The organism is Dyella sp., from assembly GCF_036384435.1.
In the GTDB taxonomy this organism is placed as follows: domain Bacteria; phylum Pseudomonadota; class Gammaproteobacteria; order Xanthomonadales; family Rhodanobacteraceae; genus GSA-30.
In genome coordinates this window covers 1-25,305 of the sequence record NZ_DASVMI010000195.1, presented here as the reverse complement: position 1 = coordinate 25,305, position 25,305 = coordinate 1, and the positions used below count along the sequence as shown (strand labels likewise).

Here is a 25,305-nt window from a genome sequence, read left to right as displayed (position 1 = left end):
GAAAAGTCTTTAGGACACGTTGAAAAAAACACCCTGAATTTCAGGGTGTTTTTTTGTATGGAGGGGTATTCAAAAAAGTCATGATGGTGGCGATGGCTCGCCATGTGGGAGCGAATGCATTCGCCAAGCAATGCCGCGACGAGGTCGCGGCTTGGAGCTAGGGGCTTTTGCGGCCTGAAAGTTCAAAGCTCCATCGGCGACTGAATCGCCGATGGCATCGCGAATGAATTCGCTCCTTAGGTCTACGGGGCAAGCGGACTTACGCTCCCCTACCCGGCTCTCATCTGCCGCCGAATCCAGGCTCAATCCCGTCGACCCAACCGCCACGATGCCATCGCCGAAAACACACCATCACGGCGTAGCAGGCCATGGACAAGGGCAGCGCCGAGATGCCCCAGCACCACCGCAAATAGCACCAGCGCCAACGATATATGGGCCAGGTGCAGCCAACCGTAGAGCGCGAGGTTCTGCGGCAGGATCGGCGGCAACACCAGGGCGCCGAACAGGCTGACCGGGTAGCCACCGGCCGACAGGGTTGCCCAGCCCAATAGCGGCAAGGCGAACATCAAGACATACAGCACGATGTGCGACACATGCGCGGCATGTTTCTGGATCGTCGGCAGATCGTCCGGCAGGGGCGGCGCTCCGGTTATCAACCGCACGATCAGGCGCGCGGCGGCGAGTAGCAGGATCGCCACGCCCAGCGGTTTGTGCAGGTCGAACAACCATCGGCGCGCATCGTCGGCGGTGGACATCATGCCCGCGCCAATGAACAGCATCGCCAGGATCATCAGCGCCATCAGCCAATGCAGCACGCGCAACGCGAAAGCAAAACGGACGGGCATGCTCATGGGTGGGCTCCTTGAAGATCCTTTGCGGCCGGGTCGGAGGACAGCGCACTGGGCGGCGGCGTCTCGGTCGCACGACGCGAGAACGAACGGGCATAGGCCGACGAACGCGCCGCCAGCAATGGATCGTCCGATGCGCCGATACCCTGCGGCAGGATCAACGGATCGAAGGTGACGTCACGACACGGACCGTTGTCTTCCAGTTCGGCGCGATCAAGCACCAGGGTGCCGACATCGACCTGTTCGCGATCTTGCGGCCAGGGACGCGTGGCGTCGTTGGTGGGGTCTTGCGGCTTGGCCAGAGTCACCAGCAGTTGCCAACGCTGCGGCTGCGCAGCCAGGCGGTGGATCAGGTCGTCGAACAGGAAGTGCGGCTGGGTCTTGTTGAGCTCGGCCAGTTTCGACTTGTCGATCTCCACGAACGGCGCCTGCGGCTTGAGCGACCAGCGCACCGCGCTGACATGGCCGTCGCCATTGGTGAAGCGGAACGCGTTGATCGAGTAATACGTGGTTGCGGCAAAGCTCGCACCGAACGGTGCTTGCTTCATCCACTGCATGAAGGCAACCGTTTCCGGGTGCGCGGCAAGATAGGCTTTCATCCTGGCCGGATCGGGCTTGCCGGTGGCCTTGTCCGCGACGCCGGCCAGTTGGAAGTCGATGAACGCCTTCGGTGTGGCAACCGGGAAGATCGGCGTGTCGTCCATCGCCGTTCGCCAGACCTGCCCATCGGGCTGCTGGAAGCTCAGCGCGATGGCATGAAAGCCCGGCACGCCGTCGGGGGAGTTGGGATTGCCCACGCCGAGCGAGAAGCGCCCGAACACCGGTGTGCGACCGGCGCGGAACACGCCCGCTTCGGACAAGGCCACGCCTGCGCCATTGGACTGAAAGTAGCCCGATACGCACAGGCCTTTCTCATGCGCGCGGCGCACGCCGGGATGCTCGCCGTTGCGTGCCTCCAAGGCATCGACGATGCGCCCGGGCGAAACCCGGGATGGACTCAGCCAGCCGGCCGTCCAGGCGAAGGCTCCCACTATCACAGTCACGATAGCGCCGATCAATCCGGCTCTGGCCAGCATCTGTGGGCGTCGGGGTGGGGTCATGCGCGGGCTCCTTGGTGGCGGTTACCCGGACATGACGTCCGGTACGCTCTTTTATTCCCGATGGAATAATGGGCCTGTTCCGCGCGTCATAGACGGGACACTTCCGGGGCACTTCCCATGAACCGCATCGAAGATGACGATCTGCGCGAATTATTGCCGGCCTTGCGGCGCTTCGCGCTGTGGCTGGCGCGCGATGCCAGCGCGGCCGACGACCTGGTGCAGACGTGCATGGAGAAAGCCTTGTCGCGCTGGACATCGCGACGGGAGGAAGCGCTCAAGCCATGGTTGTTTTCCATTCTTTATCGCCAGTTCGTCGATGACAAGCGCCGCGCACGGCGGTGGGGACGCCTGCTCGACGCGTTCGGCTGGAACGACGAACCCCAGGAGCCATCGGCAGAGGACACCTACGCCGCCCGCAGTGCACTGGCAAGTTTCGAGCAACTGAGCGACGACCAGCGGGCGGTGCTGTTGATGGTGACGGTGGAAGGCCTGAGCTACGAGGAAACGGCCGCCGCCCTGGATATTCCTATCGGTACGGTCATGTCGCGCCTGTCACGTGCGCGCAAGGCCTATCGCGAACTTACCGGAGAGACAGCGGGCATCTCGCTGCGGAGGGTCAAATGAATCCCTTGATACCCACGGAAGATGAGCTGCACGCCTACGTGGACGGGCAGTTGGATGTCGCCCGGCGAGCCCAGGTGCAGGCGTGGCTGGACGATCATCCCGAGATGGCGGCCGAGGTAGCGGCCTGGCGCCGGCAGGCCGAGACCCTGCGCACCGCATTGCCCACTTACCTGTTGCCCACGAATGCCGCGCTGGATCCGGTCGCCGTTCGACGCACGGTACGGCGGCGCCGGCAACGGCGATTGGCTTTGTGCGCGTCACTGGTGATTGCCATCGGTGTCGGCGGCCTTGGCGGCTGGCAAGCGCGCGACATGAGCATGGCCGCAGCGCATCCTCCCATGCAGGACGCGCTGGAGGCGTATCGCACCTTTGCCACCGACCGGCTACGTCCCGTGGAGATGGACGCCAGCCATGCCAGCGACCTGGAGACCTGGCTCTCGGCCCGGGTGGGTCGACCGATGTCATTGCCGGACTTGCAAGGCTACGGCTTCAAGCTGCTCGGCGGACGCCTGCTCTCGACCAGCGACGGTGCCGCGGCGCTGGTCATGTACGAAGACAGCCAGGGACAGCGGATGACTCTGTATGTGCGCCCAAGTACCCGCTTTCCGGGAAATCTCAGCGGTTCGCGGCAAGATAACGGCTTATTGGCGAAATACTGGTTTCGCAATGGTTACGGCTTCGCCGTGGTCGGGCTCGCCAACGATCCCAGGACTGCCCAAGTCCAGGCTGCCATGCCGGCGGCGACCTGACCCGATGACTTAGCTTCAGCACCCACCTACAAAAGGCCTAGGACATCGCCAGGTTGTGTGCGGGGCCAATCTGGCAAATACTTTACTGGTGTGGTAAATTTGCTAGTAACTTCACAAAGGAAGTTGAGACGTCCATGTACCCTGCGATCCATACCCCTGCCGCTGGCGTGATGGATCAGCCCGTGGAAGCGCTCGGCGGCCCTGCGCTGCGAGCCTTTTTCCGCCTGGCTGATAGCTGGAATCTGCGCATTGCCGATCAGCGCAAACTGCTCGGCGGTCCTGCCGAATCCACCTTCTATAAGTGGAAGCGCGAACAGGACGGCACGCCTGGACGTGACGTGATCGAGCGCATCAGTTACCTGCTGGGCATCTACAAGAGCCTGCATATTCTTTTCAGCGATCCACGACAGGCGGACGAATGGGTGCACCGACCCAACAGTGCCGCGCTTTTTCATGGTCAGTCGGCCATGGAACGCATGCTCTCAGGCAATGTCTCTGACTTGTATGTCGTTCGGCAATATCTAGATGCGCAACGCGGCTGGAACTGATCCAGCGCGTTTTCCCCGTGGGGTTGCCTGATAGCGAGTGGCGTCGCAACCGACGATATCGTCGAACGCTACGCTAGGATTTCCTCACAAGAGGCAAGGAGCTGCCGCATGGCCCAGACACCGCCGCTCACCCATGTGCGCTGGCTTCATGCATACCGCATCGTGCCGAGCCGCTTTCCGCCGGTCGGTATCTTCGATCGCATCGCCGATCCGCGCGACATGGATGCCATCTTCGCCATCGAAGCCATGACCAATGCCCGCCTGCGCCAGGAGATCGGCGAGCTGCACCTGGTGCCGCCGGATCGCCGCATCAGCGGACCGGGCACCACGCCCGTCATGGCCGCCTTCACGCATCTCAACCCCGATGGCAGCCGCTTTTCGGACGGCACCTGGGGCGTGTTCTACGCCGCCGATAGCGTCAACACCGCCGTCGAAGAAACGGTGTATCACCGAGAGCAGTTTCTGCGCGCCACGATGGAGGGCCCGTGTGACCTTGAAGTGCGTTGCTATCGCACCAGCATCGAGGCGAATCTGCACGACCTGCGCGGTGGCTGGCCTGATGAACACGCACCCGACAGCTACGTCGCCAGCGTTGCGCTGGCGCGACGTCTACGCGCGGAAGGCTCCGATGGCGTGGTGTTCAACAGCGTGCGCGACCCGAACGGCCAGTGCGTGGCGGTGTTCTATCCCGATCGCGTGGCGCCCTGCGTGCAGAGCGAGCATTTCATATACCGCTGGGACGGCACACGGGTGAATCAAGTGTTGTCGATCAGCGAGTGGAAGCGAAGGTAGCATGCGCAGGGACGAGGGATGCGTGGTCAGCACGCGCCTCTCCTCGTAACACCTGCCTCAGGCTAGCCAGCATGCTTACGGCGTCTGGCGGGCCACTCGAAGCGGACGGACCTGCGCCCTCGCTACGTGTCCCTCGCCTCCATCGATGTCGCAGCCAACCGCGCTTAGAACCGATAGCCGAGGCTCACGCCGTAAACCAGCGGATTGATCGTCGCGCGACCGACCTTCGCACCGTTGACGTGCACATCGCTGCGAATGTCGATCCAACGCAGGTCGGCGGTGAACAACCAACGGTCACTGAGCTTTACGTCGACACCCGCGTGCGCGGCTGCACCCCAACTGTTTTCGATGGAAACGCTCGCCCCTTGCAGCGGGCCGCGCCCATGCGTGTTGTGGAACCAGGTGTAGTTCAGACCCGCACCGACGAAGGGAGATACCTTGGCATCGGGCATGAAGTGATAGTTCACGCCGACGGTCGGTGGCAGTTGCTGGGTGGACGCGGCACGCACGCCATTGAGGCGCACGTCGTGGCGAAACGGCCATGCGGCCAGCACATCCACACCCCAGTTCGGCGTAAACATGTATTCGAGGCTGGCGCTCGGGCGCGTGCTGCTATCCACGCTGGCCTTCATGCCGGCCAGGCGGCCGTTGTCGGATTTGGGATCCACCACATGGGCGCCAAAGCGCAACACCCAGTTACCGTCGTCGGCATGGACGACCGGCGCGGCGACCATGCAGGCAGCGATGACACCGGCGAAAAGGGTGGTGATGCGAGTGATCTTCATGGCTTTGCTCCTGTCGACAAGGACGATGCCTCATTGTCGACAGGCCAGATGCCCCGGCTCTTGATCTGGATCAGGCGCAACGCCGCGTCGTGTGTAAGGGCGACGTTTTGCCACACAAATGATCAGCGGATTGTTTCTGACGTCCCTCGCGCTGCGATACAGATATCGCGGATCAAAAGAAGGCGTTTGGACTCACACCAAAGCGGCGGCTCAAATGGCGAATATGATCCACGGTCAAGCCTCGCTTGCCTGAGAGAATCTCGGAAACGACACTTTGCCGGCCAATTTCTGGAAGCTCGCTCTGCGTGAGCTCATGTTGATCCATGAGAAATCGTAGAACGTCGATCCCACTTAGCTGAGGAAGAGGATAATGTCGCTGATCGTAAACATGGATCAGGTCACTGATCATCATGAACAAGTCATAGGAGTGATGTAGCTCATCGGCCGCTCCAATATCAGCCAATTCATTGGCGATCTCCACCATGAAATCGTAATGCTGTTCGTTGGCGATGGATCCGATATGAGATCTTTCCTTGAACTCATCCCACGCCTGGGCAATTTGCCCGATAGCGATTTATGCGTTCATTTTTTCCACTTTCCTTCGCCGTATTCGACGTGCGTGGGGACGTACCTGACGTAACAGATCTGCGTTCTGAAATTCATGATGACTATAAGGCGATAGTGATTGCCTTTGATGTCAAAGATATATTTGTCTCCGAAGATGTCGACGCTATTGAAGGCTTTCTTCAAATCACTGAAGCCTTGGAATTGGCCTGACTCAATCAATTTTCGCCATGTTTGCAAGGCGACGTCAGCATCGCAAATTGCTATATTGTCAATAGCAAATTGCGATAACTTGCCCTTACCCGATCAGGCGCCCCTCACTGGCGCAACCTGAAGAGCTGCGTTTTCATGAGAAAAGCATCTCTGGCTCTTACGCGACACCCCTCAGACAGCCTGATCACGTGTCGGCGCTGCTGGCCCAGCCTTCGCGTGTGCCACGGTTGAACACGTGATCGCTGCCAAGCACGTCGCCGGCCGCGTGTGCGGATTGGGCCGACAGCTTCTGGTAGATCGGCGTGAAGTCAGGGCGAGTGGCCTCGAACAGCTGCTCGAAGTTGTCGATGACGAAGTAGGTCTGCTGGTAGGTATCGATGCGGTAGCGCGTACTCATGACGCGCTCCAGGCCAAAGCCGAGGCGATTGGGCGCAGCCGAATCGAGGCTGTAGATCGACTCGCCTTTGGAGCTGACAATGCCGGCACCGTAAATGCGCATGCCCTCGGCGGTATGGATCAGGCCGAACTCCACGGTGTACCAGTAAAGACGCGTGAGATTCATCAACGCCTCTGGGCCGATCGCAAACGCTTTCATGCCGCCCTTGCCATAAGCCTGCATGTAGTCGGCAAACACCGGGTTGAGCAGCAACGGCACATGGCCGAACAGGTCATGGAAGAGATCGGGCTCGCTGAGGTAATCGAGCTGATCGGGCTTGCGAATCCACCAGCTGACCGGAAAACGCCGGTTGGCCAGGTGATCGAAGAAGACCTCATCGGGCAACAGGCCCTCCACTGCCACCAGCTCCCAGCCGGTGGCCTGGGCCAGCACCTTATTGAGGTCGGCGAACTTGGGGATGCCGCCATCGCCCAGGCCAAAGCGCTCGATGCCGGCCAGGAATTCCTTGCAGGCACGCCCCGGCAGCAGTTCGCGCTGGCGTTTGAACAAGGTGTCCCACACTTCATGGTCCGTACGCGAATAACCCGACCACGGCTGCTCGACCACCCCCGTGGCGTAGACGGGCACATAACCGCGATCGGTCTGCTGGTGTTCGACGCGACGAGGAGCATTTGTATCCATGGGCGTGGCCTCTTTCCCAACCGGAGCCATAGCATAGGCTCCTCTAGCCGCAACATGGTTGTTTTGTTGCGCCGCAAAGCGTATTACTTGCAATTAAATAATCATTTCAAGCCACTAATCGGCATAAAATTGCATGATCGAACTTGATCGTACCGACTTGCGCATCCTCGGCGTGCTCCAGCGCGAGGGGCGCATTACCAACGCCGACCTGGCTGAACGAGTCAATCTGTCGCCTTCGGCCTGCCTGCGCCGCTTGCAGCGCCTGGAGGGCGAGGGGGTGCTCAATGGCTATACCGCGCAGGTCGATCCCCAGGCGATCGGCCTGGGCCTGCAAGCTTTCGTGCGCGTGCAGTTGGCCAAGCACGAAACCGAGGCGGTGGCTCGCTTCGCCAGCCAAGTCAATGCCTGGGACGAGGTGGTGGCCTGCTTCGCCCTGACCGGCGACATGGATTACCTGCTGCACGTCTATGTGGCCGACTTGCAGGATTTTTCCCGCTTCCTGCTGGACCGCCTGCTCAATGCCACGGGCGTGGCCGATGTGAATTCGAGCTTCGTCCTGCGCACCGTGAAGCGCTCTACAGCCTTGCCACTCAAGTCGTTGGAGCGCGGCTGAGGGTTGGCGTGCGCACAGGGGTCGGTGGTCTCGGGACGCATGGGCGTGATGACCCTCACCGGGACGATCTCGGCGACGCTTCGGTGACTCCCCGGGCCGGCCGTGGGCGCATGGACTTGCGCCCCCACCCTCACCTCCCAGCGCCAGCAACACATTGACGGAGACCCACCAGCCTCCGACAGCGCCACGTTACGTGCGATTTACCTCACGTTTGCCTAAGACCCAGCCTCAAGCGGGCCAACTAACGTTAAACTAACCGAACCGATGAGTACTGATACCGTCTCCCCTCTGGCGAGCGACGCCTTGCGTCCCTTGCGTTACCTGTGGCGTGTGCCGCTGCTGATACTGCACGTGCTGCTGGGTATCGTGCTGTGCGGGACCATTCTGACCTGGAACCGGAACGCGGTGATGAAGAACGGCCGCGAGCCGTTCACCCATCGGATGATCCGCTGGTGGTCGATGGTGCTGCTGCGCATCTTCGGGCTGCGCTCGGTACGCGTTGGCCAGCCGCTGGCCGATCCGGTCATGTTCGTGGCCAATCACACCTCCTGGGCGGACATCGAGATCCTGCACAGCCAGCGTGCGGCTTGTTTCGTGGCCAAGGCGGAAATCGCCCATTGGCCGCTGGTCGGCTGGCTCGCTGCCGCCGGCGGCACGATCTTCCACCGGCGCGGCAACAATCATTCATTGGCCTCGGTCATGCAGGTGATGGTGGAACGCTTGCAAGCCGGACGCTCGGTGGCGGTGTTCCCTGAAGGTGGCACCGGCCACAACGGCGTACTCCGCGTGTTCCACGCGCGCATCTTCCAGGCGGCGCTCGACGCCAACGTGGTGGTGCAACCCGTGGCGCTGCGCTTCGCGCGCAACGGGCAGCGGATCGTGGACGCGGGGTTCCGCGAAGACGAGAACTTCATGCAGAACGTCCTGCGCCTGCTCGGTGGGCCGACGCTGGACGCCGAGGTGCATTTCCTCGAACCCGTGCCGGCCTCGCCGGATGCCCGTCGCCGGATGGCCGACATTTCTCGCGAACGGATCGCTGCCGCACTGGAAGACCGCCCTCAATGACATTGCCCCAGGGCAAGGACTTCCGGCCGCCATGGCCGCTGACCAGCGGCCATATCCAGACGATGCTCTCGTCCAGCGGCGTGCGGCGCCAGCTGTTGCCCCATCGCGCCCACAAGGTGCAGACCGGGGCCGAGCACGTGGTCGTGGATGGCGGTGAGGGCGTACGCCTGACTGGCGCCTACACCGCTCAATCCGCCTTGCCCGCCGCGCGTGGCCTGGCGGTGCTGTTTCACGGCTGGGAAGGCAGCGTCGATTCCACCTATGTGTTGCAGACGGGCAGTCGCCTGCTGGAGGAAGGCTGGGACGTCTTCCGCCTGAACTTCCGCGACCATGGCGACAGCCATCGCCTTAACGAGGCGCTGTTTCACTCGTGCCGCATCGACGAGGTGGTCAACGCATTGGCCGACATCGCCCGGCGTTACCCTGCCCGCCCGATGGCGCTGGCGGGGTTTTCGCTCGGTGGCAACTTCGCCCTGCGCGCGGCATTGCGCGCCCCGCGCGCCGGTATTCCGCTGGTTCACGCGCTGGCGGTGTGCCCGATCATCGATCCGGGCGAGGGGCTGTTTTCGCTGGAGGAATCGGCTCCCTGGTTCTATCAGGCGTATTTCATGCACAAGTGGCGCCGGTCGCTGAAGACCAAGCAGGCCGCCTTTCCGCACAAGCAGTTCTTCGAACTGGCCGAGCTGAAGCAGAGCCTGCGCGGCCTGACCGAATCGCTGGTCATGCGCCATACCGATTTTGGTTCGCTGCAAGCCTACCTGGATGGTTATTCGGTGGCCGGGGACGCCTTGGCGAGCATGCCGATCCCGGCGACCATCCTGACCGCCGAGGACGATCCGGTGATTCCCGTATCCGGCTTTCGCACGCTGCGACTGCCGCCGAACGTGGAACTGGACATCGCCCGCTACGGCGGCCACTGCGGATTCATCCGCGGCTTTGACATGACCAGCTTTACCGACGACTACATCGCCGCGCGTTTCAACGCGATCGCGCCGGCACCTTAGATCCGGTCGGGCAAGGCAGGGGAGGCCGGTGCACTGTCGCCGCCATCCGAACCTGGTCGATCTGCGTTTTCCAGCCGGCGTGAAAACGTTGAGACCGCAAGCCATACGTGCTGGCGCAGGCCACGCGGGACCAAGCGCTGGCAACTTGACGACGCGACGCATGGGCCGGACGATGGCTGGACCAGAGCCATGCTCATGAAAACGGCGCGGTTGGGGCCAGGCGCCCTGCCGTGGCCTGCCTCGTATCCGCACTGAGCGGCGGCGCGTGCCGCGGACAGGCCCTCACCCGCTTCCATCGCAACGGAGTATCGCCGTATGACCGAGCATGCCAAAGGCCAATTCGACGTCAAGGTCATGCCGCAGGCCGACGACACGTCGGTCGGCGATCCGAGTATCGGTCGCTTCGCCCTGGACAAGACATTTCATGGCGACCTCGATGGCAACAGCAAGGGCCAGATGCTTGGGTCACGCACGGATCAGCAGACCGGAGGCTACGTGGCGATCGAGCGCTTCACCGGGACCCTGGCCGGACGCAAAGGCAGCTTCTCGCTGCAACATGTCGGGCGCATGCAAGGCGGCCAGTCGAGCATGGATATCCAGGTGGTGCCAGGCTCGGGGACGGATGCGCTGCAAGGTATTGCCGGCCACATGACGATCACCATCGCCGAAGGCCGGCACGATTACGACTTCAGCTACAGCCTGCCCGCGCACGGCTGAAAAGGGCTCAGCGAAAGGGGGCCTAGCGCCTCAATCGACGGGAACGCAACGACCCTCGGCCCATCGCCGCAACGCCTGGACTTTCTCGCGCATCAGCACCGACAACGGCCGCGTCATACGCAACGCATCCAGCAGCGTCGGTTGGGTCACTGGCTGGTTGTTGCTGCTGGCATCATAAAGCGCGCTGACAATGGCCTGTTCGATCTCTGCCCCGGAAAAACCATCGCTGGCCTCGGCCAATTGCGGCAGGTCGAAGGTTTCCACTGGCAGGTGGCGTCGACGCAGGTGCAGTGCAAACACCTGCTCGCGCGTTTGGCTGCGTGGCAGGTCGACGAAGAAGATTTCATCGAAGCGTCCCTTGCGCAGCAATTCGGCCGGAAGTTCATCCACGGCATTGGCGGTAGCCACCAGGAACACCTTGGCCTTGCGTTCGGCCATCCAGGTCAACAGGTATCCGAGCACGCGACGCGATACCCCACTGTCGTCACCGCCACCGGCCAGGCCCTTTTCGATTTCATCGATCCACAGCACGCACGGCGCCAGCAATTCGGTGCTCGCCAATGCCTCGCGCAGATTCTTTTCGGTCTCACCCTGGTACTTGTTGTAGAGCGAGCCGAAATCCAGCCGCACCAGCGGCACGCCGAACCCTCCGGCAATCGCCTTGGCGGCCAGGCTCTTGCCACAACCCTGCACGCCCAGGAGCAACACGCCCTTAGGCGGATCGAGCATCGGATTGGGCTCGGCAGCCAGGAACACACCACGGCGACGTTGCACCCAGTCGTGCAGGCGCGACACGCCCGCCACATCGGCAAAGCTGGCAGTGGCGTATTCGTAGTGCAGCAACCCCGAACGATTGAGCAGCTCGAACTTGGCTTGCATCAGTTCCGGCAGATCGGCAGCGGTCAACGCGCCGTCGTTGTAGATCAGCTTGCGCACGATGCGCCGTGCATCCGGTGCGGCAAGACCCAGCAGATTGCGCACGATCGTGCGCGCGGCATCACCGTCCACTTCCACGCGCTGCCCGTGTTCGCGCTGGTACGCCAACGCCTCGGCACGCATGATGGCGGCAAGCTCCTTGATGTCGGGCAAGGACAAGGGTACGCGCAACGCCAGGGCTTCAAGTTCTTCCGGCAGTTCGATCTTCGCGCCAACCAGCACGATGGTATGTGCCGCCGATCGCTGGCGCTGCACGATATCGCGCAACTGCCGCAGGCTCATGGCATAACGCAGCAGCGGATGCATGTCGAACAGCAGGTAGATACCCGCGGCCGAGGCTACGCGAATCGACTCCAGGGTGGAGTCGACATCCGGCATGACGCCGTGGTCACTTTGCTCGAAATCCAGGCGCGATAATCCATCGACCAGGGTCCATCGCCACAACGGCTTGAGCGTCTGGGCGATCACATGCCGGAAGCATTCGATCACGCGCTGTTCGTCGATCGTCTCGATCACCAGGAGCGGCGTAGCCGCCCGCACCAGGGTGGTCAGGTCCTGCAACTCGCTCATTGCCATCGTGCCCCATGTCCTGGCGCGCACCTTAGCAGGTTGGCCCAGGCGCGGCGTATGGCCATGGAAAGCGGCATGACTTGAGGGGCGAGGGGGGCGTAGCGAGCTCGCGCGAGTGCTGAAGCGGCTCCAGACCTGTCGCAAACCCGTGGAGTCGCTTCGGGTGGTCGGTTTTTTACGCCCTCGCTACTCGGCCCTCGCCTCTAAAACCCTTGCTGTATGATCGATCCTCCCTCAGCCCCTGGGGCATTCCATGCATCTACGCAGTAACAGTTTCCAGGACGGTCAGCCGATTCCGGCCGAATTCGCCTTTGCCAGGCTTGGCGCACCCGTCGAGCTTTCCGATAACCGCAGCCCGCACCTGGCCTGGCGCGATGCGCCCCATGAGACGCGCTCGTTCGTGCTCACATGCATCGACAATGACGTACCCAGCAAGCCCGATGACGTGAACAAAGAAGGCCGCACCGTGCCGGCGGACCTGCCGCGCGTGGAATTCGTGCATTGGCTGATGGCCAATATTCCGCGCGAATGCGGCGAGTTCGACGCGGGTGCGTGCAGTGATGGCGTGGTCGCGCGCGGCAAGCGTGTACCCTATGGACCGCCCGGCAGCGTGCAGGGCAAGAACAGCTACACCGGCTGGTTTGAAGGCGATGCCGACATGGCCGGTGAATACCTTGGCTACGACGGCCCCTGCCCCCCCTGGAACGACTCGATCGTGCATCACTATCGTTTCCGTATCCACGCCCTGGATGTGGAATCGCTGCACCTGGCCGACGGTTTCACGCTGGACGAATTGCGCGCGGCCATGGCCGGACATGTGCTGGCGGAAGCGGAAATCATGGGGACATATAGTCTCAATCGGGCAGTGACGGCTTGAGTTTCCAGGGACGAGAGGCGAGTAGCGAGGGCGCAAGCCCGCTGGCATGCCAAAACGACGAATCTGGCCCAAACCAGTCGCGGACTTGAAAGCTTGCCTCAGGTCGTCGGCTGTCGCGCCCTCGCCACTCGGCCCCCATCTCTGTTCATCCCATTAAAACGACAAAAGCAAACCCTGCCCAAACGCATGCGCCGCGTGAAGGAACGCTTTTCACGCGCGCATGCCGTGGCTGCGGGAATGATGGCTCCACGGTTCCGGTACGTATCCCGGAATATGCAGCGAGAGGAGACTGTCATGCTTCATTACGCACTTATCTTCCTGGTGATCGCGCTGATTGCCGCCTTCCTGGGCTTTGGCGGCATCGCCGGTACGGCGGCCATGATCGCCAAGGTGTTGTTCGTCGTGTTTCTGGTGCTGGCGATCATCGCTTTCTTCCGTCGAGCGGCCTGACCGAACGTATTCCCACCGCGCATCGGGGCCGGGTCGCCCCGATGCAGCCCAACCCGCTACAGTGAGGCTTCACTCATGCCCACGGAGAACGACATGACCAAGCAGATTCAGGCGCGCGAAGCGGAAGCCACTAGTCGTATCGAGGAAAGTGCCGAACGCGTCAAGCAGGCCACTTCCGACGCAGTGGCCAGCACCAAGGATGCGGTCAATCGCGCTGCCGATCGTGTCGAGAGTGGTGTACATCGCGCCACCGACAAGGCAGCCGGAGCAGCTACGCGTGCGACCGAAACCGCCGCAGACCTGAGCGAGCGTGGACGTGAGGCTTACGATGAGGCCATGGACACGGCCGACATGTGGCTGGAACGCGCCCGCGATTATGTGCGGGAAAAACCAGTTCAGTCGGTTGCCATCGCGCTAGGCGCGGGCTGGCTGCTTGGTCGTATTCTTCGTCGCTGATGCGACGGAGGACAACGCATGCAGCAAACCGGGCCGGAGGAGGCCGCCGGGCCGGGCGGCGGCACGGATTCCCCCCAGGATTCCCAGCAAGCCAGGCCACCAAACCTGCTCGATGATATCGGGCGGTTTGGTCGTGCATTCAGTCAATTGTTTGGGGCACAGATCGGGCTTTTGGCCGCGGAACTCGGCCTGGCGCGCAGTGCGATATCATGGATGCTGCTCGCCGGCTTGGGCGCCACGGTTGCGGGAGTTGGTCTGGGCCTTACCTTGCTTGGCCTGGTTGGCGTCGCACTCGCCCAATGGCTGGGCTCCTGGCTATGGGCACTGGCCGGACTGGCGGTTTTGCAGTTGCTGTTTTTGATGGGCGCACTTTGGCTGTTCAAACGGTGCATGCACTGGATGAGCCTGCCGCAATCGCGTGGCCAGATGCGCGCCATGGTGCGGGACACGGTAAGTCGCGCCGATATCAAGGCCGCCGCGCAGGCGCAGGAAAGTGCGCGGGCGAGGCAGGGGGACTGATCGTGAGCATTTTCAAGAACATGGCCAAGGTGCGGGAGGCTAAAACCAGGGTCGTGCTTGCGCGGACGGAGGCGGCTGAGCCCACCGCCGCCCTGCTGGCGCGCGGGGAGCGATTTCCGTTGACCACGGTCGGTGCCGCTGCGGGAGCTGGCTTCGTACTGGGCCGGCTCAACATCCATCCTCTGCGCGTACCGGGCCTGGGCTCGCTATTGAGCGGCACAGTGGCCGAGATCGTGGCGCAGGCCACCCGTATGATCGTGGATTTCGTCGAACAGGAGCGCGGTAGCAACGCTGCCGATGGCAACGCCAGCAGCGACGAGCCATGAACACCCAAGATTCCTTGCAGGTACCGCCACCGCCGGTGGCGGGCGAGCCGGTGATCGCGATACCGGCCGCCGCGGTACCAAGATTGCAACGCAAGCTGTCACAGCGCCTGCATACGATGCAGGCCACCCGACGGCACCTTCGCGCCATTCGCATCGTGCTCAACATTCTGTTGTTGCTGGCGCTGCTGTACACGATCACCATCGTCAAGGCTTTGCTCATTCCCTTGGTACTGGCCGGTTTCATCGGCTTGGCATTGAACCCGATCGTGCATGCTGGCGCGCGACGCCGCATACCGCGCTGGTTCACCGCCAGCGTGTTGGTCGTGGGTCTGATTGCCGGCATCGGCACAGGTATCGGCATGTTGGCGCAACCCGCGATCGGCTGGTTCCACGACATGCCTTCGGTCATCAAGAACTACGTGCCCAAGCTGAAGACCGCGATGCAACCGATCGAGGCGGCCAGTCGCGCCACCCAGACCCTGGTCGGACAACCTGCGCGCGCGCAGCCTGCGCGTCCTGCCGCCGTGGCCATCAACGCCTGGGACATCTTGTCCACGGCGCCAAAGGTGCTGGCCGCCGTGCTGACTGTCATCCTGTTGGTGTTTTTTTTCCTGATCTACGGCGACCTGATTCTGCGACGGCTGGTCGAGGCATCGCCGAGCTTCGGCTACAAGCGCCATGCGGTCACCATTGTGCGCGGCATCCAGACCGAAGTTTCGCGCTACTTGCTCACGACGATGTTGATCAACATGACGTTGGGAGTGCTGACGGCAGCCATGCTCTGGGCGTATCACGTGCCTGATCCCCTGCTGTGGGGCACGGTGGCGATGCTGGCCAATTTCATTCCCTATGTCGGCGCCATCACCACCACGACAGTATTGGGGCTGGTGGGCTTGATGAACTTCAACGAAGCCGGGCATGCCTTGCTGCCCGCATTGACCTTTGCCGTGATCACGGTGATCGAGGGCAACCTGATCACGCCACTGATCCAGGGGCGCCGCATGCGGCTGTCACCGATTGCGATTCTGCTATGGCTGCTGTTGTGGGGCTGGCTATGGGGCATTCCCGGGGCCTTGCTGGCGGTACCGATGCTCACCAGCACCAAGCTGGTTACCGAACGCGTGCGCGGTTGGGGTTGGTTCGCACAGATGGTGCAGCGGTAACAGCACGCGAACCGCTGCAGCCGCTTCTGCGGGGAATGCAAGGCGGGGCAGGCGCGGCTTGGGTTTAGAGCTCCCGTCCGCAGCGTTTTATTTCAAACGCCGCGGTCATGCTTCCATGGCGGCTTGCCTGCTTTGAGTCGTTCGACGTCATGTGCCGACAACGCGCTATCGTCACGAGCGCTGCCGTTGATCCGTGCCTGCACGAAGGCCAGCGTAGTGACGAGCAGGCCGACGACAGCCAGCAACAACCAGAATGCCATCGCGCCGCCACTGTGTCGTGTAAAGCACACGACGAAAGCGAACAGGGTGGTGATCAGCAAGATCCAGCGCATGGCGTATTCGGGTGACGAAAGGCGTCGTCATCATAGCCAGCCGTGCCACTAGCGCGTAGTGCATACCTCGTAGGTGTGATCCAGCGCCCGGTCGCCTGTCATGCATGCTGGCGTACCATGATGCCGATATCGTCGGGAACGAACGATGGGTCCTAAAAAGCTTCCGATGTGGCTCGCTGTCGCCCGCTGGCTTGGCGTCCGACTGCCGCTGTTGATCGATCACCTGCGCCCGGTGCGCATTCCCCTGCTGGTGTTGCTGATCGCCGTCTTCGTCGTGGTCGGCGTAGACCAGGCTGCCGAGCTATTCCTGATCGCGGTATGGATCGATCCCAGCGGTGGCCGCTTCCTGGCCCTGTTGGGTAGCAGCGCCTTGTCGGGCCTGGCCATCTGGTACGCCACCCGTAATGCCTATCGGCTGCGTTACCCACGCTGGCCGGCGCTTCAGGATGAACGAGGGCTGGGGCTGCGCAAGTGGATACCACGCGTGCTCGGCGCGCTGGTTCCGACCCTGGTGCTGCTGGGCTATCTACTGGCGTCGTTCCAGGTACCCCATGGTTCGTGTCATGCCACCGGCGATTGCGGGCAGCGCGATGTTCGCGTGTCGCTGCTGCTGGTCGAATCCGTCGCGATGGTGCTGTTCTTCATCTACCGCAGGCCAATGTTACGCGCGATGCGCAAGGCCGATGGTCCGCACCAGGCATGGCACGAACACCGGGTCGATCGGATGGGCGATCTCGGCGTCACGCCACTGCGCCTGTCGTTGCTTGCCATTGCCTGCAACGTGCTGGCGTTGTTCCTGATCGCTCTTTGGCCAGAATTCCTGGACGGTGCCGGACCGCTTGCCATCCTGTTGCTGTCGTCGGCGTTCCTATGCTTCAGCGGCGGCTTTTTCTGCATGATCGCCGACCGCCACGGCTGGCCGCTGTTGAGCAGCCTGTTACTGGTCAGTGTCATCCTGCATGCGCTGCACTTGAACGACAATCATCGCGTGCGGCAATACCCGCACATGACCACACATGAAGACCCGAGCCCACCACCACCAGACTTGCGTCCCCGCTTTGACGAGTATGCCGATGCGTGGCTGGCCGACCGCTGTGCTCATCGCAATCCCTGCCCTGTGGTGCTGGTGTCTTCCGAGGGCGGCGGCATTCGTGGCGCCGCTTGGACGGCCATGGTACTGGGACGACTGACGGCGTTGCTCGATGCTCGGCATCCGGTACAGGGCACCGAGCCTTTGCTCGGGCGCTACGTCTTTGCCGGCAGTGGCGTATCCGGCGGCAGCCTGGGATTGGCGACCTATGTCACCATGATGCGCCATGCACTCGCGCCGGCCGATCTGGAAGGCGGTAGCGAGCAGTTGCTCAGCCATGACTTCCTGGCGCCCACGTTGGCGAACATGTTCTTCGTCGATTTCACGCAGCGCTGGCTGCCCGGTGCATGGTTCAATGATCGCGCGCGCGCCTTGACCCGTGCCTGGGAACGTGACGCGCGCACGATGGGCATAGACGATTTCGCCGAATCGTTCAGTGCCATGTACGTCGATGCCCATGGCAGGCCCAACATCGCCACACCAGCGCTGTTTCTCAACAGCACCACGGTGGCCGAGGGTCGTCGCTTCATCCAGCATCCGTTCCGCTCCCTGGCCTCGCTGGATGCACAGCCCTGGACAGCTGCATTCGACGGCTCGCAATGGCTTGATCCGCGCGTTCCCTTGAGTGAGGTGGTACTGAACAGTGCACGCTTCACCTATGTCAGTCCAGCGGGCACGTTGCAGGCCATGGCCAGGGACGCACCCCTGCCTGCGCGCCTGCAACTGGTGGACGGTGGCTACTACGAGAACTCCGGCACCACCACATTGCTCGAAGTGATGAATCAACTGCGCGTCGCCGCGCAGCGACGGAACACGACGTTGCGCATCATCGTGCTGCACATCAGCAATGATCCAGACATGACCGACTTTATCGATCAACACGATCGAAGCATCGTGACACCCTGGTTCTCGGCAGCCTGTCCGGCGACACAGCCCGTGCGACGCGATACTGAAAGCGGCGAGGCCATAGCCCCCTTGCTGGCGCTGCTCAACACACGCAGCGCGCGCGGAGACTATGCGCGTACTCAGTTGAAAAATGCGCTGCATCCCGAATCGGGCGACATGCTTTGGCACTTCCGCCTATGTCGCGGCAACTATCCCATCCCCCTGGGATGGACCATCTCGCCACCGGTCTTTACCGAAATGAGCCGCCAGCTCGAGCAGAATTATCCGTTGCAGCCGATGGTAGACGTGCTTGACCGCGAACTCCGCATGTAGGAACGACTTCAGTCGCGGCTTGGTGGTCTGGAGCTCTCATCTGCCATCCCCGATAGGCAAACGGCGACCCAAGGGTCGCCGTTGCAACAAACCATCAGCGGACTCCATCAGCTGGTGATATCGACATCCTTGGTTTCACGCAGGCAGAGCAGGCCGATGAAGAAGCAGGCCACGGCCACGCCGATCGGATACCACAGGCCGTAGTAGATATCGCCCTTCCAGGCCACCAGCATGAAGCCGATGGTCGGGACGAAGCCACCGAACCAGCCGTTGCCGATGTGATACGGCAAGCTCATCGAGGTGTAGCGTATGCGGGTGGGGAACATCTCCACCAGCCATGCCGCGATGGGCCCGTAGACCATGGTCACATACAACACCAGGATGGCCAGCAGCAGCACCATCATCGGGTAATTGAGCTGGCTCGGGTCCGCCTTTTCGGGATATCCGGCGGTCTTGAGAGCCGCTGCCAGGCGAGTACCGAAGTCCTTGCCTTGTGCCGTAAAGGTCTTGCCATCGAGCGAACCACCTTCGAACGAATCGACGGTCGCGCTGCCGATCTTCACCTGTGCCACGCTACCGGCCGGCGCAGCCTGATTGCTGTACGGAATGCCTTTCTTGGCCAGGGCACTCTTGGCCACGTCGCAGGAGCTGGTGAATTTGCTCTTGCCGATCGGGTCGAACTGGAAGCTGCACGCTTTCGGATCGGCCACGACCACGATGGGCGAGGTCGCCGCGGCCTGCTCGATGGCCGGGTTTCCGAAATGCGTCAGGCCCTTGAAGATCGGGAAGTAGGTGATCGCAGCCAGTAGGCAACCGGCCAGCACGACCGTCTTGCGGCCGATGCGATCGGACAGCCAGCCGAAGAATACGAAGAACGGTGTGCCGATCAATAGCGCCGCGGCAATCAGCAGGTTGGCCGTCGTGCCATCGATCTTCAGGCTCTGGGTGAGGAAGTACAGTGAATAGAACTGGCCGGTGTACCACACCACCGCCTGGCCCATGGCGGCGCCAAGCAGGGCCAGGATCACCAGCTTGAGGTTCTTCCACTGGCCAAAGGCTTCGGTCAGCGGCGCCTTGGAGGCTTTGCCCTCCGCCTTCATCTGCTGAAACACGGGTGACTCGTGCAACTGCATGCGAATGTAGACCGACACTGCCACCAGCACGGCGGAGATCAGGAACGGAATGCGCCAGCCCCACTTGTCGAAGGTGGCATCTCCCAGGCCCATGCGCGTACCCAGGATCACCAGCAGGGACAGGAACAAGCCGAAGGTGGCGGTGATCTGGATGAAGCTGGTGTAGAGGCCACGCTTGCCTGCCGGCGCGTGCTCGGCCACGTAGGTAGCCGCACCGCCGTATTCGCCGCCAAGCGCCAGGCCTTGCAGCAATCTCAAGGCAATCAGCACGACAGGGGCCATGATGCCAATGCTGTCGTAACCGGGAAGCACACCGACCAGGAAGGTCGACGTACCCATGATGATGATGGTGACCAGGAAGGTGTACTTGCGGCCGATCAGGTCGCCGATACGACCGAACACAATGGCACCGAACGGACGCACCGCAAAACCGGCAGCAAAGGCCAGCAACGCGAAGATGAACTGGCTGGTCTCGTTCAACCCGCTGAAGAACTGCTTGCCGATCAGCGCGGCCAGCGATCCGTACAGATAGAAGTCGTACCACTCGAAAACGGTTCCCAGGCTGGATGCGAAGACCACGCGCTTGTGGCTGACATCGAGACGGGTGTTGGTGCCCACGGCGGTGGTGGTCATGTTGCTCCCCCGATAGGAGTGTGAATCGACGAACAGGCGGCGCGGTGGCGACGGCCTGCCCCCCGGCAGGCCGTCACTTCGCGATGGATCAGAACTTGTACAAGCCGTTCAAGCTGACCTGGTTGCCGGACGTGGTGCGGGTGACCTGTCCATTGGTGGTGCTGTCGAGCTTGTCGTGCATCACTTCCACACCCAGCTCGTAGGCGCCGGCGGCATATTGCAGGCTCAATGCACTCTGGCGGTTCTTCAACATGCCAGTGGAGCCCTGGCCGATCCAGCGGACCACGTCGTCGCGATCGGGATTGACCATGCCGTAGAAGGCATTGACGCTCCAGTTCTTGGTGAAGTTGTAACCCACCTGCACGAAGCCACCGGTCTCCTGGATATCACCGAACTGCGACTCGGCGCCGAACTGCTGGCCCAGTGCGTTGCCGGTGTAGATCTGGCCCTTGAGGTTCCACGGACCCGGTTTCCAACTGGCACCGACCTCGAATGCCGTGCTCTTGATGTTGGACTTGATCGGCGCTGGCGAAGTATCGCCGACACCACGCAGGTCTTCACGACTGTAGTGACCGGCGGCGAAGGCCAGCCAGTCGCTGCCCTGCGCGTGCAGGCGTGCCTCGATCTGCGGACGGAAACCTGGGCTGCCTGCCGAACCGAAGTTGATGTTGTTGCCCGGGCCGCTCCAGGAACCTTCAAACGCGGCCAGGTCCAGGCGCCACTTGGTGCCATCCGAGCCGTGGTTGAGATCCTGCATCCACACTACGCCCGGATAGCGCCAGCCGATCACGCCGGTGGAGAAACCCAGCGGGAAGGCGATGTGCGATAGCGACGTCGGGATCATGTCGATCGGGAAGAGCAGATCCCACTGCTGGCCGATACGCACGGTCGAACCCGTTTCTGGGTTGATCAGGTCCATATAGGCCTGGCGCAGCCGTGGTACGGCCTGCTGCTGGGCATAGGCGCCGGTGCCGTTGAAGCCACCGAAGAAGTCCATCTCGATGCGGCCACCGCCAATCCAGTCGCCAGAGAGCTTGGCCCCGGTGAAATCAAGCCAGAAGCGGGTGTTGCGGATGTCCACGCCGCTGAGCGAGCCGTGGCTGCCCGGCACCGGGTATTCGGCGTTCTGGCCGTTGCCGAAAGTGAAGTTCTTGCTTTGGCTGAAAGCACTGGCGCTGACCCAGCCGTGCAGGGCCACCGACATGCCCGGCGCCGTGGTGAACTGCGGCTTGGGCGCAGGCGCCGCAGCCACGGTCTGCACCTGGGCCTGCGTGGCCTGTGCCGTTTGCTGCGCCTGCACGGCGGTTTGCTGTGCCTGCGCGGTGTCTGATCGCTGTTGCTGGATCATGCCCTTGAGTTCGGCCAGCTCCTGTTCGAGCTGGTCGACGCGCGCTTCGAGCTGTTTCTCGCGCGCGGTCTCGGTGGACTTCTTGTGCGTGGTCTGATCTGCGGCATGCGCGGCCAACGGCAAGGAGAACGCGAGAGCAACCCCCATCGCGATCGCCGTGTAGCGACCTGCCAAACGTCGTGAAACCATGTGTGATGCCTCCCCAGGCTATGGCGGCACGAGCATGAATTCACTGGCTTGCGGTCGCCTATTACCTAATGGTCGAAACTCGACCAAAGTCGATAGCGTCGTGCTACCTCCCGCTCACGAGGGCGGCGCTAAAATCAGCACATCGCGTCGATCGGCGTCGATGCACGCCCCGGACGCCCCCAAAACGGCTAACGTCGCTCCCCATCCGGCCGTTGCCGGTTTGACGCATCGAACCCATACCATGTCCACCGCGCCGCTTCGGCGGCCCTAGCAGGAGGCTTCATGTCCAAGCTTTACCCGGTCAAGCCCGAGTTCGCCGCCAAGGCGCGCATCGGCAAGGAGCAATACCAGAAGCTGTACGCCGAATCGGTCAGCGACCCGGAAGGCTTCTGGAAGAAGATCGGCGACCGCCTGGATTGGAGCAAGCAGCCCACCCGGATCAAAAACGTTTCCTATGATCCGAATGACCTGCATATCCGCTGGTATGAAGACGGCGAGCTCAACGTGGCCGCCAACTGCCTGGACCGCCACCTGCAAGAACGTGGCGACAAGACCGCGATCATCTTCGAGGGCGACGATCCCGGCGACTCGCGCCACATCACCTACCGCCAGTTGCACGAGGAAGTGTGCAAATTCGCCAACACGCTCAAGCACCTGGGCGTGGAGAAGGGCGACCGCGTGGCAATCTACCTGCCGATGATCCCCGAGGCGGCCGTGGCGATGCTGGCCTGCGCGCGCATCGGTGCGATCCACTCGGTGGTCTTCGGCGGTTTCTCGCCCGATTCGCTGGCCGGGCGCATCGCCGATTCCACCGCCAAGGTGGTGATCACCGCCGACGAGGGCGTGCGCGGTGGCAAGAAGATCCCCCTCAAGGCCAATGTAGACGCCGCGCTGCAACGCCCAGGCACCAACAGCGTGGAAACCGTCATCGTGGTGCGCCGCACCGGCAGCGCCGTAGCGATGCAGTCGCCGCGCGACCGCTATTACCACAACCTGATGGAAGGCCAGTCGGCCGATTGCCCGGCCACCCCGGTCGAGGCAGAGCACCCGTTGTTCATTCTTTATACCTCCGGTTCCACCGGCAAGCCCAAGGGCGTGCTGCATACCTGCGGCGGCTACCTGGTCTATGCCAGCCTCACCCATGAACTGGTTTTCGACCTGCGCGAGGACGACATCTACTGGTGCACGGCGGATGTGGGCTGGGTCACCGGCCATAGCTACGTGGTGTACGGGCCGCTGGCCAATGGCGCGACCACGCTGATGTTCGATGGCGTGCCCAACTATCCGGACACCAGCCGCTTCTGGCAGGTGGTGGACAAGCACAAGGTCACGCTCTTTTACACCGCGCCCACCGCCATCCGCGCGCTGATGCGCGAAGGCGAGGAGCCGGTCAAAAAGGCCTCGCGCGCCAGCCTGCGACTACTGGGTTCGGTCGGTGAACCGATCAACCCGGAAGCCTGGGAATGGTATTACCGCGTGGTTGGCGACGAGCGTTGCCCGATCGTCGATACCTGGTGGCAGACCGAAACCGGCGGCATCCTGATTACCCCACTGGCCGGCGCCATCGATGCCAAGCCCGGCTCTGCCACGCTGCCATTCTTCGGTATCAAGCCCGCTGTGGTCGATGCCAGCGGCAACGTGCTGGAAGGTGCAACCGAAGGCAACCTGATCATCACCGATTCCTGGCCGGGTCAGATGCGTACCGTTTACGGCGACCATCAGCGCTTCGTCGAAACGTATTTCACCGCGTACCCGGGCAACTACTTCACCGGCGACGGTGTTCGCCGCGATGAAGACGGCTATTACTGGATCACCGGCCGGGTGGACGACGTCATCAACGTCAGCGGACACCGGATCGGCACCGCCGAAGTCGAGAGCGCGCTGGTCTCGCACCCGAAGGTGGCCGAGGCGGCCGTGGTCGGTGCGCCACACGAGATCAAGGGCCAAGGCATCTATGCCTTCGTCACCCTGGTGGCCGGCGAATCGGGCAGCGACGAGCTGCGCAAGGAACTGATCGCCTGGGTGCGCAAGGAGATCGGACCGATCGCCACGCCGGACTTCCTGCAATGGGCCCCGGGTCTGCCCAAGACGCGCTCAGGCAAGATCATGCGCCGCATCCTGCGCAAGATCGGCGAGAACCAGCCAGACCAGCTCGGCGACATCTCGACGCTGGCCGATCCAAGCGTAGTCAAGAACCTGGTCGACGAGCGGCTGGTCAAATAATCGAGGTACCCGGTGCACAGTCCATGGTGAAAAACAGACCCTCTGTCACCAACCGGCTGTTTGTCCTTTTTACCGTTGACTGTTCACCATTGAATTGCCCATGCCCGATGTATTGATCGCCGACGACCATCCGCTGTTTCGCGATGCGCTGCAACGCGCGGTGATGACGGCCTTGCCCGACGCCCAGGTGCACAGCGCCGAAGATGTACCCAATCTGCTGGAGCTGATCGAGCGGTACCCGGAGGCCGAGCTGCTGTTGCTCGACCTGCACATGCCCGGTGCGCGTGGCTATTCGGCCCTGGCACACATCCGCGGGCAGTATCCTGGCCTGCCGACCATCGTAGTGTCCGGCCACGAAGAGGCCCAGGTCGCACGCCGTGCACTGGCACACGGCGCTTCGGCGTATATTCCAAAATCCACTTCGGGCGACGACATCATCACTGCGATACGCAGCGTGCTCGACGGCGATGTCTGGCTGCCGCATCGGCTGATGGGCGGGAGTGAGCCTACACTCAAGCCCGATGAAGCCGATGTGGCGGCTCGCATCGCATCACTCACACCCCAGCAGTTCCGTGTGTTGACGATGATCGCCGAAGGCCTGCTCAACAAGCAGATCGCCTACGACCTGGGGGTTTCAGAGGCCACGGTCAAAGCCCACATGACCGCGATCATGCGCAAGCTGGGTGTCAACAACCGCACCCAGGTGGCACTGGCCGCCGGGCAGTTGGCTGTTGATCAGGCGTCGATGCCCGTGTTGCCGGATGATGCTTCGTCCTGACATTCATTCTGGTCGGCATAGGCATTGATGCCCATCCAGACTACGTGCCGCGCAGGCGTGCGCTCACATATTCGTCAGTAGAAATCGCTTCTCGTTTCCCCTGGGTCGCGATAGCGTCAGCCGACGGCCATGGGAAGGCACAGGGCGACCATCATGAAAGGAAAGCGTTACCTGCTTGCATGCGGCCTGGTCATGGCCAGTTACCGTGCATTCGCGGTGGATCTTCACTGGTGCGACGGTTGCTCGGCCGAAGACAAGAAAAACAAGGTGACCCAGCTCACGGCTGATATGGGCACATTTGATTTCTACATCGGCGACTTGGCAGATCGTTCGATCCACAAATATCAGTTGGCTCGTGGTTACG

28 protein-coding genes are annotated in these 25,305 nt (G+C 62.3%); 18 read left to right on the top strand and 10 right to left on the bottom strand.

The features are described from left to right. Positions 1–302: 302 nt before the first annotated feature. Positions 303–851, bottom strand: coding sequence for a cytochrome b (locus tag VF436_RS20885; RefSeq protein WP_330905986.1), 549 nt, complete (start codon positions 849–851; stop codon positions 303–305). Beyond that, positions 848–1,948 carry a catalase family peroxidase gene (locus tag VF436_RS20880; RefSeq protein ID WP_330905985.1) on the bottom strand — a complete coding sequence of 367 codons (1,101 nt, stop codon included), beginning with the start codon at positions 1,946–1,948 and terminating at the stop codon, positions 848–850. Before VF436_RS20880 ends, VF436_RS20885 begins: the two co-directional genes overlap by 4 nt. A 117-nt stretch (positions 1,949–2,065) precedes the next feature. Between VF436_RS20880 and VF436_RS20875 the strand changes: the two genes are divergently transcribed. The 4 genes from VF436_RS20875 (at position 2,066) to VF436_RS20860 (ending at position 4,661) form a co-directional block, all read left to right on the top strand. Beyond that, positions 2,066–2,572 carry an RNA polymerase sigma factor gene (locus VF436_RS20875; protein ID WP_330905984.1) on the top strand — a complete coding sequence of 169 codons (507 nt, stop codon included), beginning with the start codon at positions 2,066–2,068 and terminating at the stop codon, positions 2,570–2,572. Then, complete coding sequence (locus tag VF436_RS20870) at positions 2,569–3,321, top strand: anti-sigma factor (RefSeq protein WP_330905983.1); 753 nt, start codon at positions 2,569–2,571, stop codon at positions 3,319–3,321. The genes VF436_RS20875 and VF436_RS20870 overlap by 4 nt, the downstream gene beginning before the upstream one ends. Positions 3,322–3,455: 134 nt before the next feature. Beyond that, complete coding sequence (locus VF436_RS20865; RefSeq protein WP_414649892.1) at positions 3,456–3,869, top strand: MbcA/ParS/Xre antitoxin family protein; 414 nt, start codon at positions 3,456–3,458, stop codon at positions 3,867–3,869. A 108-nt stretch (positions 3,870–3,977) separates the two neighbouring features. Further along, complete coding sequence (locus tag VF436_RS20860; RefSeq protein WP_330905982.1) at positions 3,978–4,661, top strand: RES family NAD+ phosphorylase; 684 nt, start codon at positions 3,978–3,980, stop codon at positions 4,659–4,661. Positions 4,662–4,825: 164 nt separating this feature from the next. Here VF436_RS20860 and VF436_RS20855 read toward each other — a convergent pair whose 3' ends face one another. The 4 genes from VF436_RS20855 to phhA all read right to left on the bottom strand — a co-directional run bounded on the left by VF436_RS20855 (position 4,826) and on the right by phhA (position 7,301). Further along, positions 4,826–5,446: an OmpW/AlkL family protein gene (locus VF436_RS20855; RefSeq protein WP_330905981.1), complete on the bottom strand. Its 621-nt coding sequence runs from the start codon at positions 5,444–5,446 to the stop codon at positions 4,826–4,828. 172 nt (positions 5,447–5,618) lie between these two features. Further along, complete coding sequence (locus tag VF436_RS20850; RefSeq protein WP_330905980.1) at positions 5,619–5,930, bottom strand: hypothetical protein; 312 nt, start codon at positions 5,928–5,930, stop codon at positions 5,619–5,621. Between the two features lie 98 nt (positions 5,931–6,028). After that, positions 6,029–6,196: a type II toxin-antitoxin system HigB family toxin gene (locus tag VF436_RS21775; protein ID WP_414649891.1), complete on the bottom strand. Its 168-nt coding sequence runs from the start codon at positions 6,194–6,196 to the stop codon at positions 6,029–6,031. Positions 6,197–6,407: 211 nt separating this feature from the next. Beyond that, positions 6,408–7,301 carry a phenylalanine 4-monooxygenase gene (phhA, locus tag VF436_RS20840; RefSeq protein WP_330905978.1) on the bottom strand — a complete coding sequence of 298 codons (894 nt, stop codon included), beginning with the start codon at positions 7,299–7,301 and terminating at the stop codon, positions 6,408–6,410. Positions 7,302–7,434: 133 nt separating this feature from the next. Here phhA and VF436_RS20835 point away from each other — a divergent pair, with 133 nt between their 5' ends. The 4 genes from VF436_RS20835 to VF436_RS20820 all read left to right on the top strand — a co-directional run bounded on the left by VF436_RS20835 (position 7,435) and on the right by VF436_RS20820 (position 10,700). After that, a complete protein-coding gene (locus tag VF436_RS20835) occupies positions 7,435–7,914 on the top strand; it encodes an Lrp/AsnC family transcriptional regulator (protein ID WP_330905977.1) in 480 nt (159 codons plus the stop codon). Positions 7,915–8,178: 264 nt separating this feature from the next. Further along, positions 8,179–8,979: a lysophospholipid acyltransferase family protein gene (locus tag VF436_RS20830; protein ID WP_330905976.1), complete on the top strand. Its 801-nt coding sequence runs from the start codon at positions 8,179–8,181 to the stop codon at positions 8,977–8,979. Continuing rightward, positions 8,976–9,983 carry a YheT family hydrolase gene (locus tag VF436_RS20825; RefSeq protein WP_330905975.1) on the top strand — a complete coding sequence of 336 codons (1,008 nt, stop codon included), beginning with the start codon at positions 8,976–8,978 and terminating at the stop codon, positions 9,981–9,983. Before VF436_RS20830 ends, VF436_RS20825 begins: the two co-directional genes overlap by 4 nt. A gap of 315 nt (positions 9,984–10,298) precedes the next feature. Beyond that, a complete protein-coding gene (locus tag VF436_RS20820; RefSeq protein ID WP_330905974.1) occupies positions 10,299–10,700 on the top strand; it encodes a DUF3224 domain-containing protein in 402 nt (133 codons plus the stop codon). 30 nt (positions 10,701–10,730) lie between these two features. On the opposite strand, the gene VF436_RS20815 is transcribed toward VF436_RS20820, so the two are convergent. Continuing rightward, complete coding sequence (locus VF436_RS20815; RefSeq protein ID WP_330905973.1) at positions 10,731–12,206, bottom strand: AAA family ATPase; 1,476 nt, start codon at positions 12,204–12,206, stop codon at positions 10,731–10,733. 253 nt (positions 12,207–12,459) lie between these two features. Here VF436_RS20815 and VF436_RS20810 point away from each other — a divergent pair, with 253 nt between their 5' ends. From VF436_RS20810 to VF436_RS20785, 6 genes are all read left to right on the top strand, one after another. Continuing rightward, on the top strand, positions 12,460–13,083 hold the full coding sequence (locus VF436_RS20810; RefSeq protein WP_330905972.1) for a YbhB/YbcL family Raf kinase inhibitor-like protein: 624 nt from the start codon (positions 12,460–12,462) through the stop codon (positions 13,081–13,083). 294 nt (positions 13,084–13,377) lie between these two features. Beyond that, positions 13,378–13,533, top strand: coding sequence for a DUF1328 domain-containing protein (locus VF436_RS20805; RefSeq protein WP_330905971.1), 156 nt, complete (start codon positions 13,378–13,380; stop codon positions 13,531–13,533). Positions 13,534–13,626: 93 nt separating this feature from the next. Next, positions 13,627–13,989, top strand: a complete 363-nt coding sequence (locus tag VF436_RS20800) for a DUF883 C-terminal domain-containing protein (protein WP_330905970.1) — start codon at positions 13,627–13,629, stop codon at positions 13,987–13,989. An 18-nt stretch (positions 13,990–14,007) separates the two neighbouring features. Continuing rightward, positions 14,008–14,508: an ABC transporter ATP-binding protein gene (locus VF436_RS20795; protein WP_330905969.1), complete on the top strand. Its 501-nt coding sequence runs from the start codon at positions 14,008–14,010 to the stop codon at positions 14,506–14,508. A gap of 2 nt (positions 14,509–14,510) precedes the next feature. Then, positions 14,511–14,834, top strand: coding sequence for a hypothetical protein (locus VF436_RS20790; protein WP_330905968.1), 324 nt, complete (start codon positions 14,511–14,513; stop codon positions 14,832–14,834). After that, positions 14,831–15,997 (top strand): AI-2E family transporter, encoded by a 1,167-nt coding sequence (locus VF436_RS20785; protein ID WP_414649890.1) that lies wholly within the window; start codon positions 14,831–14,833, stop codon positions 15,995–15,997. Before VF436_RS20790 ends, VF436_RS20785 begins: the two co-directional genes overlap by 4 nt. Positions 15,998–16,089: 92 nt before the next feature. On the opposite strand, the gene VF436_RS20780 is transcribed toward VF436_RS20785, so the two are convergent. Beyond that, the gene (locus tag VF436_RS20780) at positions 16,090–16,329 is read right to left on the bottom strand and encodes a hypothetical protein (RefSeq protein WP_330905967.1); all 240 of its coding nucleotides are present in this window, start codon (positions 16,327–16,329) and stop codon (positions 16,090–16,092) included. Positions 16,330–16,474: 145 nt separating this feature from the next. Here VF436_RS20780 and VF436_RS20775 point away from each other — a divergent pair, with 145 nt between their 5' ends. After that, positions 16,475–18,637: a hypothetical protein gene (locus tag VF436_RS20775; protein WP_330905966.1), complete on the top strand. Its 2,163-nt coding sequence runs from the start codon at positions 16,475–16,477 to the stop codon at positions 18,635–18,637. A 107-nt stretch (positions 18,638–18,744) separates the two neighbouring features. On the opposite strand, the gene VF436_RS20770 is transcribed toward VF436_RS20775, so the two are convergent. Next, on the bottom strand, positions 18,745–20,403 hold the full coding sequence (locus tag VF436_RS20770; RefSeq protein ID WP_330905965.1) for an MFS transporter: 1,659 nt from the start codon (positions 20,401–20,403) through the stop codon (positions 18,745–18,747). 88 nt (positions 20,404–20,491) lie between these two features. Next, positions 20,492–21,940, bottom strand: coding sequence for a hypothetical protein (locus tag VF436_RS20765; RefSeq protein WP_330905964.1), 1,449 nt, complete (start codon positions 21,938–21,940; stop codon positions 20,492–20,494). A gap of 282 nt (positions 21,941–22,222) precedes the next feature. Here VF436_RS20765 and acs point away from each other — a divergent pair, with 282 nt between their 5' ends. The 3 genes from acs to VF436_RS20750 all read left to right on the top strand — a co-directional run. After that, complete coding sequence (gene acs, locus VF436_RS20760; RefSeq protein WP_330905963.1) at positions 22,223–24,163, top strand: acetate--CoA ligase; 1,941 nt, start codon at positions 22,223–22,225, stop codon at positions 24,161–24,163. A gap of 100 nt (positions 24,164–24,263) precedes the next feature. Continuing rightward, positions 24,264–24,941 carry a response regulator transcription factor gene (locus VF436_RS20755; protein ID WP_330905962.1) on the top strand — a complete coding sequence of 226 codons (678 nt, stop codon included), beginning with the start codon at positions 24,264–24,266 and terminating at the stop codon, positions 24,939–24,941. 153 nt (positions 24,942–25,094) lie between these two features. Beyond that, positions 25,095–25,305, top strand: a 211-nt coding sequence (locus tag VF436_RS20750) for a hypothetical protein (RefSeq protein WP_330905961.1), incomplete at its 3' end; no start/stop codon positions are given.